Consider the following 13,485-nt stretch of genomic DNA (forward strand, 5'->3'; position numbering starts at 1 on the left):
GCGCCCAGTGCTGGAATTCTGTGTTCCGAAAAGGGAGCGCCCCGTTCCGGGAGTAGTCGATCTTTAATCCGGGCGGCGGCCACCTGAAATGTCCAGATCCTTCACGGTTACCCGCTGTGGCTTTACTGAACGTTTGCCTTTCTATGGCTCCGGAAATAGCCTCCCGTGGGGAGAGTTGCCATTTGTCGAATGGGCAAGTTCCAGTCTGAAATCGGGGGATTGGCATGATGTTCAACGTCCTTGGCCCGCTGGAAGTCCGGCACGGTGACCAGCTCTGCACACCCACGGCCCAGAAGGTGCGCTGGACCCTGGCCCTGCTTCTTCTCCGGGCGGACAGAGTCGTCGACCGTACGTCCCTGATCGACGAACTGTGGGGCGACGAGCCGCCGCGCAGCGCCGTGACCACCCTCCAGACGTACATCTACCAGCTGCGCAAGACCTTCGGCTCGCTGCTCGACGAGGCGCCGGGCGCCACCCAGATGATCCTGACCCAGCCGCCCGGGTACGGGATCCGGCTCCGCCGCGACGACCAGCTCGACCTGCACGTCTTCGAGCGGGAGACCAAGCGCGGACGCGAGCTGCTGGCCGAGGAGAAGTACGAGGAGGCGTCCCAGACGCTGGCCGACGCCCTCAAGCTGTGGCGCGGCGCCCCGCTGGCCGACATCACCCAGGCCGGCCGCCTCATCGAGGGCCACATCGTGTACCTGGAGGAGCTCCAGATCGAGGCCGTGAAGCTGAGGATCCTCGCGGAGAGCAAGCTCGGCCGCTACGCCAGCTGTATACCCGAGCTCCGGGAACTGGTCTCCACCCACCCGCTCAACGAATGGTTCCACGGCGAGCTGATCAAGGCCCTGGCGCGGGCCGGCCGACGCGGCGAGGCGCTGGAGGCGTACCGGGACCTGCGCAGGATCCTGGTCGCGGAACTCGGCCTGGAGCCGTCCTTCTCGCACCAGCGCCTGCAACAGCAACTGCTGCTCACCGACGAGGGAATGACGAGCCACGCCCTCCAGACCGGCCACGCCCTCCAGACCGGGCACGCCCCCCAGACCGGCCACGCCCCCCAGGCCGGGCGTCTCACAGGGCGGCTCGCTCCCTGAGGGGCTGCCACCACGCGCGGTTGTCCCGGTACCAGCGGACGGTGTCGGCGAGACCGGAGACGAAGTCCACCTCGGGGGCGTACCCGAGGTGGGCGGCGGCCTTGGCGCAGTCCACCGAGTAGCGCCGGTCGTGTCCCTTGCGGTCGGCGACGGGGGTGACGCTGTCCCAGGTGGCGCCGCAGTGCTCCAGCAGCATCCCGGTCAGCTCCCGGTTGGACAGCTCGGTACCGCCGCCGATGTTGTACACCTCCCCCGCGCGCCCCTTCGTACGGACCAGCTCTATGCCGCGTACGTGGTCGTCGATGTGCAGCCAGTCGCGTACGTGGTGCCCGTCCCCGTACAGCGGGACCTTCCGGCCGTCCAGCAGGTTCGTGATGAACAGCGGGATCAGTTTCTCCGGGAAGTGGTGGTGGCCGTAGTTGTTGGAGCAGCGCGTCACCCGCACGTCGAGACCGTGCGTGCGGTGGTAGGAGAGCGCGATCAGGTCGGACGCCGCCTTGGCCGCCGCGTACGGCGAGTTGGGCGCCAGCGGATGGGTCTCCGGCCAGGAGCCGCTGTCGATCGACCCGTAGACCTCGTCGGTGGACACGTGCACGAAGCGCTCGACGGCGCCGGCGCTCGCCGCTGCGGCCAGCACCTGCGTGCCCATCACGTTGGTCCGCACGAACCGGGCGCCGTCACCGATGGAGCGGTCCACATGCGTCTCGGCGGCGAAGTGCACCACCTGCCGGTGCTCGGCCAACAGATCGGCCACCAGAGAGGCGTCGCAGATGTCGCCGTGCACGAAGGTGAACCCCGGCTCGCCCCGGACGGCGTCGAGGTTGGCCGGGTTGCCGGCGTACGTCAGCTTGTCCAGCACCGTGACCGCCACGTCGCCGGGGCCCTCGGGGCCCAGCAGCGTGCGGACGTAGTGGGAGCCTATGAACCCGGCGCCGCCCGTCACCAGAATCCTGGTCGTCACGCCGAGATCCGCACTTCGCTGTGGTCGCCCAGCACCAGGCGGTGCGCGGCGGTCGGGCGGGAGGCGGGGGTGACGGTGACATGGCGGCCGATGAGCGACGCCTCCACCCGTCGCACCCCCGTGAGCGAGGCGCCCACCAGGACGATCGAGTACTCGATCTCGCTGTCCTCGATCCGGCACCGCTCCGCCACCGCCGTGTACGGCCCGACGTACGCGTCCTTGATCACGGAGTCGGCGCCGATGATCGCGGGGCCGACGATCCGCGAACCCAGCACCTGAGCCCCTGCCTCGACCCGGACCCGCCCGATGATCTCGCTGTGCTCGTCCACCGTGCCGTCCAGCGCCATCTCGATGTGGTCCAGCACGGACCGGTTGACCTCCAGCATGTCGGCGACGTTCCCCGTGTCCTTCCAGTACCCGGAGATGATCGTGGAGCGCACCTCGCGGCCCCGGTCGAGCAGCCACTGGATCGCGTCGCTGATCTCCAGCTCACCGCGCGCGGACGGCTCGATGGCGGCCACCGCCTCGTGGATGACCGGGGTGAACAGGAACACCCCGACCAGCGCCAGATCGCTCTTGGGCCGCGGCGGCTTCTCCTCCAGGCCCACCAGCTGCCCTTCGGCGTCGAGCGTCGCGACCCCGAAGGACGACGGGTCGGCGACCTTGGTGAGCAGGATCCGCGCCTCGGGGCGCTCGGCGCGGAAGTCGTCGACGAGCGGCGCGATGCCGCCGACGATGAAGTTGTCGCCCAGGTACATCACGAAGTCGTCGTCGCCCAGGAACTCCCGCGCGACGATCACCGCGTGGGCCAGGCCGAGCGGGGCGTGCTGCTGGATGTAGGTGATCTCGAGGCCGAACCGGGAGCCGTCACCGACCGCCTCCCGGATCTCCTCGCCGGTCGCCCCGACCACGATGCCCACGTCGACGATGCCGGCCTCGGCGATCGCCTCCAGGCCGTAGAAGAGCACGGGTTTGTTCGCCACCGGCACCAGTTGCTTGGCCGAGGTGTGGGTGATCGGGCGCAGCCGGGTCCCGGACCCGCCGGACAGGACGAGCGCTTTCATCGTGGTCATGGGTCAGCCCTGCCAGGAGTTCGGTGAGCGGAAGCCGTGGTGACGCCAGTGGGCGCGCGGGGTGCTGTCGGAAGGGGCCGGGCGCGCGGCGCGGGCCATGAGCAGGGCCGTCAAAGCGGCCAGCTCCTCGTCGTCGGCCTCGCCCTTCTCGATCCGTATCTCGATGGTGCTCATGGAGGTCTCCGTCACTGAGGGGGGTTTCCGTGCTTGCGGAAGGGCAGGTCGGCGTGTTTGGTACGCAGCATCGCCAGGGACCTCACCAGCACCTCGCGGGTCTGTGCCGGGTCGATGACGTCGTCGACCAGGCCGCGCTCCGCCGCGTAGTACGGGTGCATCAGCTCGGCCTTGTACTCCTTGACCATGCGGGCGCGCATCGCCTCGGGGTCCTGGGCCTCGGCGATCTGGCGGCGGAAGACGACGTTGGCCGCACCCTCCGCGCCCATGACGGCGATCTCGTTCGTCGGCCAGGCATAGGTGAGGTCGGCGCCGATGGACTGGCTGTCCATGACGATGTACGCGCCGCCGTAGGCCTTGCGCAGGACGACCGAGATCCGTGGCACGGTCGCGTTGCAGTAGGCGTACAGCAGCTTCGCGCCGTGCCGGATGATCCCGCCGTGCTCCTGCTCGACCCCGGGCAGGAAGCCGGGTACGTCGAGGAGCGTCACCAGCGGGACACCGAAGGCGTCGCACCACTGCACGAACCGTGCCGCCTTTTCGCTGGCGCCGATGTCCAGCACCCCCGCCATGAACTGGGGCTGACTGGCCACGACCCCGACCGTCTGTCCGTCCAGGCGGGCCAGGGCGCAGATGATGTTGCGGGCCCAGCGCTGGTGGACCTCCAGGTAGTCGCCGTCGTCGACGAGTTCCTCGATGACCTCGCGCATGTCGTACGAGCGGTTGCCGTCCGCCGGGACGAGGTCGAGGAGGATGTCGCTGCGGCGGTCGGCGGGATCAGTGGAGTCGACGCGGGGCGGGTTCTCGCGGTTGTTCTGCGGGAGCAGCGACAGCAGATACCGCACCTCCGCGATGCAGGTCTCCTCGTCGTCGTACGCGAAGTGGCAGACGCCGGAGGTCTCCGCGTGCGCGTCGGCGCCGCCGAGGCCGTTCTGGGTGATCTCCTCGCCGGTCACCGCCTTCACGACGTCAGGGCCGGTGATGAACATCTGCGAGGTCTCGCGGACCATGAACACGAAGTCGGTGAGGGCGGGGGAGTAGGCCGCGCCGCCCGCGCAGGGGCCGAGCATGACGGAGATCTGCGGGATGACGCCGGACGCCTTGGTGTTGCGCCGGAAGATCCCGCCGTACCCGGCCAGCGCCGAGACGCCCTCCTGGATACGGGCGCCCGCGCCGTCGTTCAGGGACACCAGCGGCGCGCCGGCTGCGATGGCCATGTCCATGATCTTGTGGATCTTCGTGGCGTGCGCCTCGCCCAGCGCGCCGCCGAAGATCCGGAAGTCGTGCGCGTACACGAAGACCGTACGGCCCTCGACCGTGCCCCAGCCGGTGACGACGCCGTCGGTGTACGGCTTCCTGGCCTCCAGGCCGAAGCCGGTCGCCCGGTGCCGGCGGAGCTGCTCGACCTCGGTGAACGAGCCCGGGTCCAGCAGCAGCCCGATGCGCTCGCGCGCCGTCAGCTTGCCCTTTGCGTGCTGTGTCGCGGTCGCCTTCTCACCGGGGCCGCGCAGCGCCTGCGCACGGATCGCGCGCAGCTCCGCCAGCCGTCCCCGGGATTCGTCCGTCATGGTCAGGAGGCCCCTCGTCGCACCGGGACCCGAGGGCCCGTCACCTGCTCGGGCGACACCAACTTCCCGATCCGTTCCATGAGTTGGGGGGACGGGTGGACGTTCATGGCGCCCAGGTTGGCCGCCAGATGGGCGGCGCTGCGGGTGCCCGGGATGGGCACGACGTCCTCGCCCCGGCCCAGCAGCCAGACCAGGGCGAGCTGGGCGGCGCTGAGCCCCGTGTCGGACACGGCCACGTCCAGTTCCGCGACCAGCTCGGCGTTGCGCCGGAAGTTCTCGCCCTGGAAGCGCGGGTGGTTGAGCCGGATGTCGCCCGGGCGGAGCTGATCGGCCTCGGTCAGGGTGCGGGTGAGGAAGCCCTTGCCGAGCGGCGTGTGCGCGACGAAGCCGATGCCCAGCTCGCGGACGGTCGGCAGGATCTCCGCCTCCACGTGCCGCTCCCAGAGCGAGTACTCGCTCTGCAACGCCGTCACGGGATGCGTGGCGTGCCCTCTGCGGATGTCGTCGGCACTCGCCTCGGACAGGCCGATGTGCCGGATCTTGCCCTCGGCCACGAGAGCGGCGAGCGCGCCCACGCTCTCCTCCACCGGCACCTCGGGATCCACCCGGCCCAGGTAGTAGAGGTCGATGTGATCGACCCCGAGCCGGCGCAGCGAGGCCTCGCAGGCGGTGCGGAGGTACTCCGGCCGGCCGTCGAGCACCTTGGGCGGCCCGCCGGGGCGCTCCGCCCGCAGCCCTCCGCGCGTCGCGACGACCACCTCGTCCCGGCGCCCGGCGATCGCCCGCCCGACCATCTCCTCGTTCGCGCCGTCCCCGTAGAAGTCGGCGGTGTCGATCAGGGTGAGCCCCCGCCGGAGCCCCTGCTCGACGAGTTCGCTGAACCGGGCCGCGTCGGCGGGCCCGTAGACGCCCGCCATGGCCAGGCAGCCCAGGCCCACGGCCGATACGTCGAGTCCGTCCCTGCCGAGTGTTCGGTACCGCATGCTTGCTCCATCCACGTCCGACAACGCCTCCGGCTGATGACCTGGAGCGTCCGCGCGAACGCTCGACGCCAGATCCAGCACCGCTCGGCGTACCGGCATGGATGGCGGCTCGACGCTCCATCGAGCAGGGCGGACTTGGCTGTACGGCATGAAAATCATGGTGATCGCCGGCTGTTCCGAGGGGTTCGTCATGCCTCTCGTCCCTCTGTCATGGGCGCTGCGCGCCGCCGGCCACGACGTGCTCGTGGCCGCCTCGGAGAACATGGGCCCGACCGTCACCGGCGCCGGCCTGCCGTTCGCGCCGATCTGCTCCGCCGTCGAGATGCCGGAGGTCCTCTCGTACGACCGGGACGGCAACCGGACGACGATGCCACGGGAGGAGGAGCCGCTGCTCCAGCACATCGGCCGGGGCTACGGCCGGCTGGTCCTGCGGATGATGGACCAGGCCTTGGCGCTCGCCGACCAGTGGCATCCGGACCTGGTCCTCACCGAGACGTACAGCCTCACCGGCCCGATGGTGGCCGCCGCACGCGGCATCCCGTGGGTCGAGCAGGCGATCCGGCTCGTCTCGCCCGAGACGATCAAGAAGGCCGCCGTCGGAGAACTGGCGCCGGAACTGAAGGCCCTCGGCCGCACGGACGTGCCCGCTCCCGTGCTGTCGCTCGACGTCTGCCCGCCCGGCATGGGGCCGCGCGCGCTGCCCGGCACCACGAAGATGCGGTACGTGCCGTACAACGGCCGTACCGAGAAGGTGCCGTCCTGGGTGTTCCAGGAGCGCGAGAAGCCGAGGCTGTGCCTGACCTTCGGGACCCGGGTGCCGCTCCCCAACAAGAACACCGTCCCCGGCGGGCTCACCCTGCTCCAGGCGCTCACCCACGAACTGCCGAAGCTCGGCTTCGAGGTCGTGGTCGCGGTCTCCGACAGCCTGGCCCGCACCCTGGACCCGCTGCCCGAAGGGGTGCTGGCCGCCGGTCAGTTCCCGCTGTCGGCGATCCTGCCCGCCTGCGACGTCGTGGTGCACCACGGCGGCCACGGCACGACGCTCACCTGCCTCGCCGAAGGCGTGCCGCAGGTGAGCGTCCCGGTCATCGCCGAGGTCTGGGACTCGGCACGGCTGCTGCACGCGGCCGGCGCGGGCGTCCAGGTGCCGTGGACGGAGGCCTCGGTGGAGACGGTGACCGCCGCCTGCACGGCCGTCCGCGACGACTCCTCGTACGCCAAGACCGCCCGCGCGCTGAAGGACGAGATGGCGACGCTACCGAGTCCCGCCGACATCGTCCGCCTGATCGAACAGGCGTGAGGCGTTCGCGCGGGCGCTGATCCGGTCGAGGAGCCCGGCCTGCCGCAGGATCGCGGCGGCGTACGGCTCGAAGTCCGCACCCTCGACGACCGCCCGCGCGAACACCCCCGCGACGTTGGTGAACTGACGGTCCGGGGGCAGGGACAGGAGTTCCTCCCCGCCGCCCCGTTCGAGGCGGATCACCGGTACGTGGTCGTCGGGGGTGCTGTAGACCCGGTGCAGGGAGAGCCGCCCCTCGCTTCCCCACAGCGCGTAGTGGTTGCGGTAGGCGTGTCCGGTCCCGTAGGCGAGCTGCGCCGTGACGCCCTGCCGGGAGCACAGCAGGGCCGCGCCGCCGGTGCCGTCCGACTGCGCACCGAGGACGTCGAGTTCGCCGCCCAGGAACAGCTGCGCGGCCCGGACCGGGTAGGCGGCCACCTCGGGCAGGGTGCCGGCCGTCGCCCCCGACGCGAGCCGGGGGACGCCGAACTCGGCCGTGAACATGCGGAGTTCGCCGATCGCCCCCGTGTCCACCAGCCGCCGGACCGCCTCGTGCTGGCCGTGGTGGAGGAACATGAAGCTCTCCATCAGCAGCAGCCGGCGCTCCCGCGCGACCCGCACCGCGATCAGGGCCTGGTCCGCGTCGGGGGCGAACGGCTTCTCGCACAGCACGTGCTTGCCCGCCTCCAGGGCCCGTACGGACCACTCGACATGGAGGTCGGGCGGCAGCGGCAGATAGACCGCGTCGATGTCGTCGCGGGCCAGCAGCGCTTCGTACCCGGTCACCGCCGCACAGCCGAACTCGGCGGCGAACCGGGCCGCCCTGGCGCCGTCGCGGCTGGCGACGGCGGCAAGGCGGACGAGCGGCTGGTGCGCCAGGGACGGCAGCATCCGGCGCCGGGCGATGTCGGCGCAGCCGAGGACCCCGATCCGCAGCGGACGGCGGGTCACCAGGTGGTGTGCAGCATCGCGAGCAGGCTGCGGGCCTCGACGTTCAGGTAGTTGCTGTGCCGCAGCAGTTCCGTCAGCTGCCGTACGGTCAGCCACCGGAACTCCTCCGGCACGTCGAGCGGGAAGTCGTCGCCTACGTCGATGATCTGATGGCGCGTCTGGGCATGGTGGAACCGGCCGCCCTCCTCCGACTGCACGGCGTCGTAGCGCACCGACCTCGGGTCGGCGTCCTGCACCAGGTCGAGGAAGCGCGGGCGTGCCGTCTCCGGCAGGCCGACGAGGTTGGCGGGTGTGCACTGCACGGTCGGGGCGAGTTCCACCGCGTCGCGGGACCCGGCCGCCAGCCTGGCCTGCATGAGGACGTGGAGGACCCCCTTGATGGACCGCACCACGAAGGCGACCCGCCCCTGTCCCACCGGCGCGAACATCGGCTGGGTCCAGTGGGACACCTCGCGGCTGCCCGCGGTCACGTCCATGGCCACGATCTCGAAGTACCGGCCCTCCTCGTGGGCGATCCGGTCCGGGAACCTGCGCCACTGCCCGAGCGAGCCCAGGGCCGTGGTGCGCCGTACGAACAGCCGTCTGGCCTTGGACTCGGTGATCCAGCCGAGGATGTCGTCCAGCGTGTGCAGCGACTGCTCGTCCCCGGTCAGCGAACTCAGCAGCGCCCGGCGGTAGCCGTCGCTCTCCTCGGCGAGCCGGGCACCCTCGGGGAGGGCGAAGGGGACGCAGGACAGCACGGTGCGGGTGTCCATGTTCACGGTGTTGTCCTGCCGCAGCAGGCGGTGCAGCTGGTCGGTCGTCACCCAGCGGAAGTTCTCCAGGACCGGGACGTCCCCGGTCACCTCGACCACGACGTTCCGGTTCCCCTTGCACAGGAACCACGAGCACTGTTCGGACTGGATGGAGTCGGCGAGCACCCGGCGCGGACCCGTGAAGTACTCCAGGTACGGGGTGTGCTTGCCGCCGTGCACCCGCGTGTAGTTGCTGCGGGTGGCCTGCACGGTCGGCGAGAGCTGGATGGTGTTGATGTTGCCCGGTTCCATCTTCGCCTGGAGCAGGCAGTGCGCCACCCCGTCGATGGTCTTCACCAGGATGCCCAGCAGGCCGATCTCCGGCTGGTTGATGATGGGCTGCGTCCAGGAGGCGTGCACCGAGTGGTCGGTCGTCACGTCCAGGCCCTCGACCCGGAAGAACCGGCCGCTGTCGTGGGCCAGGTTCCCGCCGTCCTCCTCGAAGTGCCAGGCGGACAGGTCGCCGAAGTCGATCCGGCGGGTCGCGAAGTGGTGGGCGTCCTGCTGTTCCCGCAGCCATGCGGACAGGCCGTGGTCGGCCTCCGTGGCGGGGGTGCGGGACGTGACGGTGAAACCCCGGCCGGCCCTCATCCGACGGCCAGGGCGGGCCAGGACGGGACCTCCACGATCTCCAGGACCACGCAGACCGTCGCGAAACCGGCCGACGCCCCGCAGAGCAGCACATGGTCACCCGGTGCCAGCTCGCCGCCGAGCAGCAGGTGTTCCAGCGCCACGGCCTGGTCGCTGCACCCCAGGTGGCCCACCGTCCGGCCGAACTCCCAGGACGACTGCTCCATGGACAGCCCGATCCGGGACAGGAAGAAGTCGACGATGAACCCGGCCATGTTGTGGTAGACGGCCCGCGTGATGTCGGCCGCCTTGAGACCGGCCTCGGCGATCGCCCGCTCGGCGAGTTCGGTGTTGAGCGCGGCCATCAGCTCCGCCGCCTCCCGGTCCGCCATGTGCTCGGTGACCGAGGCGTGCCGGGTGCGCAGGTCCACGAAGCCACGCGGGCCCGGCGGATGCAGTGGCTCGTCACCCCGGTTCATCCGCTCCAGCTGCGGCACGGTGCCCGAGGTGATGGACCGGATGCGGGCGAAGCCGCCGGCCGTACCGAGGACCATCGCGCTGCCCGCGTCGCCGGGGAGGTAGACGTCGGACGGCCAGCGCTCCAGCCAGGGCCCCATGTGGTCGGCCGCGGTGAGCAGGACCGAACCGTGCTTCTGGGCGCCGGTCAGCTGTCCGACGGCCAGCTCCATCGCGCTCAGCATCCCCGAGCAGCCCGTGCGCAGCTCGATCACACCGGCGTTGCCGCCGCCGAGTTCGCGCAGGATGTAGCCGGGCAGGGACCAGCCGTCGGGGCCCGGCTGGAAGACGCTGGAGTGGATCACCGAATCCAGCTCCGCCGAGCCGATACCGGCCCGCTCCAGGGCCGTGGCGGCGGCGGCGGTCGCCATGTGCGCGGGGGAGAGGTCGCCGCCGGCGACCAAGGTCCCGGTCAGCCCCATGAACTCCAGGTCGCCGGCCTCGTACAGGCCCTGGTCGACCGCCTGTCGCGTACTCATGCGCGGCGGCAGGCAGCTGCCGACCGAGCGCACGTACACCTCGGATGTGATTTCCACCATCGACTCCCGTCGCGTCACCGGATCGCTGACCTCACGGGACGCAGCCTCGCGCGGCGGACTCGACGCTTCTTCGATTCCCTGTCTCGCTGCCCGGGCCCTCTTCAACGCCGCTCCAGGGGACCTCAAACGGCGGGGGCCAGGCTGGTGCGCGTCGACGAAAGGAATAGCCATGGTGACCGACGCCACTGACATCACCCGGTTGAACACCGCCTACGCGGAGGCGAGGATCCTGCACAGCGCGGTGGAGGTCGGCGTGTTCGAACTGCTCGCCGAGGGCCCGCGCAGCGCGGCGGAGATCTGCGCCGGGTGCGGCCTGCACCCGAGGCTCGTCCAGGACTTCCTCAACGCGCTCGTCGCGCAGGGGCTGCTCGTGCGCGACGGGGAGTCCTACGCCGACAGCACCGTGGCCCGGGAGGTGCTCGTCCCCGGCGGACAGCTGTTCCTCGGCGGGCGGGTGAAGGCCGCCGCCCAGCGGCACTACCACACCTGGGGCAAGCTCACCGAGGCCCTGCGCGACGGCGCGGCCAAGGCGAAGATGGGCCTCGACGCCATGGAGCGCCTCTACTCCGACCCGGTCACGGCCCGGGCGTTCTTCAGCCACATGGACGCCAACAACGCCGTGGTGGCACCGCAGTTGGCCGCGCGGGTCGACTGGTCGGGGTACCGCTCGTTCGTGGACGCGGGCGGGGCCCGGGGCAATGTGGCGGCGGAACTCGTCCTGGCCCACCCGCATCTCGAAGGCCACGTCATGGATCTCGCGCAGGCCGAGCCGCTCTTCGACGAGCTGATGGCCGAGCGGGGCACCACCGGCCGCGTGACCTTCCACCCCGGGGACTTCTTCACCGACGCCCTGCCCCCGGCGGACGTCATCGTCTTCGGGCACGTCCTGCACGACTGGTCGGCCGAGCAGCGCCAGGACCTGGTGAACCGGGCCTTCCAGGTGCTGCCCGCCGGCGGCGCCCTCGTCGTCTACGACCAGATGCTCGACGAGGAGGCCCCCGACCTGCGCAGTCTGATCGGCAGCCTGAACGTGGCCCTGCTCAGCGAGGGCGGCTCGGAGTACACGGTCGCGGAGTTCCGGGCCTGGGCGGAGAAGGCCGGTTTCCGCTTCGGCCACGCCCAGCGCCTGCCCCGGGGGAACGACACGATCGCGGTCGCGCACAAGGACTAGAGAACGCCGGCGGGCGCGGTTCTTGGTCCGGTACACCCGTACCGGACCAAGAACCGCGCCCGCCGTGGCGTCAGTACCAGGTGAGGAGCACGGCTCCGGCCGTCATGCCCCCGCCGACCGCGGCGAACACGATCCGCTCGCCGCGTTCCAGCGGGCGCTGCCGGTGGGAGTGGCACAGGGTCAGCGGCAGGGCGGCGGCGCCCGTGTTGCCGAAGTGCGGGGCGCTGAGCGGGACGCGTGCCATGTCGACGCCCAACTGAGCCGCCACCGCCTCGACCAGCCTGCTGTTGCCCTGGTGGACGATGAACCGGTCGATGTCGTCCGCCGTGTAGCCGCAGGCGCCGAGCACGTCGTCGATGGCCTTGGGGATGCTGTGCAGCGCGTAGTCGCGCACGGGACGGCCCTGCATCCGGAAGAGATGGCGCCCGGCGGCGCGCGAGGCGTCGTCGGCGCGCTCGCGGGTGCCGCCGGCGACGACCTCGACGAGTTCCTCGGAGTCTCCGTCGGCGATCAGGCTGGTCGCGTGGATGCCGTAGCCGTCCGGCACCTCGCCGAGCAGCACGGCTCCGGCCCCGTCGCCGAAGAGGGCGACGGTTCTGCGGTCGGACCGGTCCATGATCGTCGAGTACATGTCCACCCCGACGACGAGCGCGGTGCCGCTGCCCGCGTCGCGCGACAGCATCGCGTCGGCGATGCTCAGCGCGTACACGAAGCCCGCGCAGACGGCGTTGAGGTCGAAGGCCGGTGCGGTGGTCCGCACGCGCAGCAGGTTGTGCAGGCGTACGGCGGTGGAGGGCTGCGGCTGGTCGGGGGTGGAGGTGGCCAGGATCGTGAGGCCCACCTCGTCGAGCGTGCGGGGCGAGTCGGCGAACAGGTTCTGCACGGCCTGCGCGGCGAGCTCGGAGGTGGTCACCCCCGGTGCCGCGTAACGCCGGTGCTGGATGCCCGTGCGCTCGGTGATCCACGCGTCGGTGGCTCCGGTCCACGTGGTGATCTGGGCGTTGTCGATGACGTGCGCCGGCGTGAAGGCGCCGAGACCTACTATTCCGGTGGGCAAGGCTGACTCCCTCGTGAGAGTGACAGCCTTGTTGATACCGGCCCCGGCTCAAGGCCGGGGAGAGCGCCGATGGAGCCACCTCACGCGAGGCTCTTCTCCAGCAGACCGAAGGCACGTTCCGCCTCGGCCGCGCACTGGGCGTGGACGGCCGCGGGGTCGGCGCCGACCAGCATGCGTTCGACGTTGCGGACGATCAGCGTGCGCTGCACCGAGATGATCAGGCTGGCCAGCGCGCTCGGCACGATGGCGTCCGCCGGTTCACCGAGGGCCTCGGCGAGGGCCTCCGCGAGGACGACCTCGCTGTCGGTCCACTGCTCCAGGAGCCGCAGTTTCAGGCTGGGCGTCGACATGACCATGCCCTGGAAGGCGAGGAACTCGTCGTAGTCGGCGAGCCCGGTGATGGGGTCGCGCTCCTCCAGCCCGGTCAGGAAGTGCCGGCGCAGGGCCGCCACGGGCGACTCGCCCGGCTGCCGGGTCCGCACCACCCGGGCCGGCTCGCTCTTGTGGTCCCGGATCGGGAAGAGGACGAGGTCCTCCTTGGCCGGGAAGTAGTTGAAGACGGTCTTCTTCGACACCTCGGCGGCGTCCGCGACATCGGCGACCGAGACGTCGGCGAAGCCCCGCTCCAGGAAGAGGGCGAGTGCCGTGTTCGCGATGTGCTCCGCCGTCCGCAGCTTCTTGCGCTCCCGGAGTCCCAGCTGATCCGTCATGTACAGATCCTAACAAGCACCTTCCCCCGGGAGCATAGTTAC

General features: G+C 70.8%; 13 protein-coding genes. 3 read left to right on the forward strand and 10 right to left on the reverse strand.

What is annotated here, in order from left to right:
- Positions 1-224: 224 nt before the first annotated feature.
- Positions 225-1,097: an AfsR/SARP family transcriptional regulator gene (locus J8M50_RS11970; protein WP_010359667.1), complete on the forward strand. Its 873-nt coding sequence runs from the start codon at positions 225-227 to the stop codon at positions 1,095-1,097.
- Here the strand turns inward: J8M50_RS11970 and rfbB are convergent.
- The 5 genes from rfbB to J8M50_RS11995 are packed head-to-tail and all read right to left on the reverse strand — an operon-like array spanning position 1,075 to position 5,856.
- On the reverse strand, positions 1,075-2,058 hold the full coding sequence (gene rfbB, locus J8M50_RS11975; RefSeq protein ID WP_029184579.1) for a dTDP-glucose 4,6-dehydratase: 984 nt from the start codon (positions 2,056-2,058) through the stop codon (positions 1,075-1,077). The genes J8M50_RS11970 and rfbB overlap by 23 nt on opposite strands.
- A complete protein-coding gene (locus J8M50_RS11980) occupies positions 2,055-3,122 on the reverse strand; it encodes a glucose-1-phosphate thymidylyltransferase (protein WP_010359663.1) in 1,068 nt (355 codons plus the stop codon). The genes rfbB and J8M50_RS11980 overlap by 4 nt, the downstream gene beginning before the upstream one ends.
- A 12-nt stretch (positions 3,123-3,134) precedes the next feature.
- A complete protein-coding gene (locus tag J8M50_RS11985) occupies positions 3,135-3,305 on the reverse strand; it encodes an acyl-CoA carboxylase epsilon subunit (RefSeq protein WP_075661691.1) in 171 nt (56 codons plus the stop codon).
- A gap of 11 nt (positions 3,306-3,316) precedes the next feature.
- Positions 3,317-4,873, reverse strand: a complete 1,557-nt coding sequence (locus tag J8M50_RS11990; protein WP_010359659.1) for an acyl-CoA carboxylase subunit beta — start codon at positions 4,871-4,873, stop codon at positions 3,317-3,319.
- 2 nt (positions 4,874-4,875) lie between these two features.
- Positions 4,876-5,856 (reverse strand): aldo/keto reductase, encoded by a 981-nt coding sequence (locus tag J8M50_RS11995; protein WP_010359658.1) that lies wholly within the window; start codon positions 5,854-5,856, stop codon positions 4,876-4,878.
- A gap of 190 nt (positions 5,857-6,046) precedes the next feature.
- On the opposite strand from J8M50_RS11995, the gene J8M50_RS12000 reads away from it, so the two are divergent.
- A complete protein-coding gene (locus J8M50_RS12000; RefSeq protein WP_158002837.1) occupies positions 6,047-7,156 on the forward strand; it encodes a nucleotide disphospho-sugar-binding domain-containing protein in 1,110 nt (369 codons plus the stop codon).
- On the opposite strand, the gene J8M50_RS12005 is transcribed toward J8M50_RS12000, so the two are convergent.
- From J8M50_RS12005 to J8M50_RS12015, 3 genes are read right to left on the reverse strand one after another with little or no spacing between them, the layout of a single operon-like run.
- Positions 7,112-8,086 carry a Gfo/Idh/MocA family protein gene (locus J8M50_RS12005; protein WP_010359656.1) on the reverse strand — a complete coding sequence of 325 codons (975 nt, stop codon included), beginning with the start codon at positions 8,084-8,086 and terminating at the stop codon, positions 7,112-7,114. The two genes, J8M50_RS12000 and J8M50_RS12005, sit on opposite strands and share 45 nt — an antisense overlap.
- Entirely contained in the window at positions 8,083-9,471 is a 1,389-nt protein-coding gene (locus J8M50_RS12010) for an NDP-hexose 2,3-dehydratase family protein (protein ID WP_010359655.1), read from the reverse strand. Before J8M50_RS12010 ends, J8M50_RS12005 begins: the two co-directional genes overlap by 4 nt.
- Positions 9,468-10,505, reverse strand: a complete 1,038-nt coding sequence (locus tag J8M50_RS12015; RefSeq protein ID WP_010359653.1) for a ketoacyl-ACP synthase III family protein — start codon at positions 10,503-10,505, stop codon at positions 9,468-9,470. Before J8M50_RS12015 ends, J8M50_RS12010 begins: the two co-directional genes overlap by 4 nt.
- A 169-nt stretch (positions 10,506-10,674) precedes the next feature.
- Between J8M50_RS12015 and J8M50_RS12020 the strand changes: the two genes are divergently transcribed.
- Entirely contained in the window at positions 10,675-11,676 is a 1,002-nt protein-coding gene (locus J8M50_RS12020; RefSeq protein WP_010359651.1) for a methyltransferase, read from the forward strand.
- Positions 11,677-11,746: 70 nt separating this feature from the next.
- Here J8M50_RS12020 and J8M50_RS12025 read toward each other — a convergent pair whose 3' ends face one another.
- Positions 11,747-12,733, reverse strand: a complete 987-nt coding sequence (locus J8M50_RS12025; RefSeq protein ID WP_010359650.1) for a 3-oxoacyl-ACP synthase III family protein — start codon at positions 12,731-12,733, stop codon at positions 11,747-11,749.
- 80 nt (positions 12,734-12,813) lie between these two features.
- Positions 12,814-13,443: a TetR/AcrR family transcriptional regulator gene (locus tag J8M50_RS12030; protein WP_010359649.1), complete on the reverse strand. Its 630-nt coding sequence runs from the start codon at positions 13,441-13,443 to the stop codon at positions 12,814-12,816.
- Positions 13,444-13,485: the final 42 nt, after the last annotated feature.

The sequence above is a fragment of the Streptomyces acidiscabies genome, from assembly GCF_020010905.1.
Lineage (GTDB): Bacteria > Actinomycetota > Actinomycetes > Streptomycetales > Streptomycetaceae > Streptomyces > Streptomyces acidiscabies.

Coding starts and splice junctions, on each gene's coding strand:
- J8M50_RS11970 (WP_010359667.1), top strand. CDS start 225: ATGATGTTCAACGTCCTTGGCCCGCTGGAAGTCCGGCACGGTGACCAG.
- J8M50_RS11980 (WP_010359663.1), bottom strand. CDS start 3,122: ATGAAAGCGCTCGTCCTGTCCGGCGGGTCCGGGACCCGGCTGCGCCCG.
- J8M50_RS11985 (WP_075661691.1), bottom strand. CDS start 3,305: ATGAGCACCATCGAGATACGGATCGAGAAGGGCGAGGCCGACGACGAG.
- J8M50_RS11990 (WP_010359659.1), bottom strand. CDS start 4,873: ATGACGGACGAATCCCGGGGACGGCTGGCGGAGCTGCGCGCGATCCGT.
- J8M50_RS11995 (WP_010359658.1), bottom strand. CDS start 5,856: ATGCGGTACCGAACACTCGGCAGGGACGGACTCGACGTATCGGCCGTG.
- J8M50_RS12000 (WP_158002837.1), top strand. CDS start 6,047: ATGCCTCTCGTCCCTCTGTCATGGGCGCTGCGCGCCGCCGGCCACGAC.
- J8M50_RS12010 (WP_010359655.1), bottom strand. CDS start 9,471: ATGAGGGCCGGCCGGGGTTTCACCGTCACGTCCCGCACCCCCGCCACG.
- J8M50_RS12015 (WP_010359653.1), bottom strand. CDS start 10,505: ATGGTGGAAATCACATCCGAGGTGTACGTGCGCTCGGTCGGCAGCTGC.
- J8M50_RS12020 (WP_010359651.1), top strand. CDS start 10,675: ATGGTGACCGACGCCACTGACATCACCCGGTTGAACACCGCCTACGCG.
- J8M50_RS12030 (WP_010359649.1), bottom strand. CDS start 13,443: ATGACGGATCAGCTGGGACTCCGGGAGCGCAAGAAGCTGCGGACGGCG.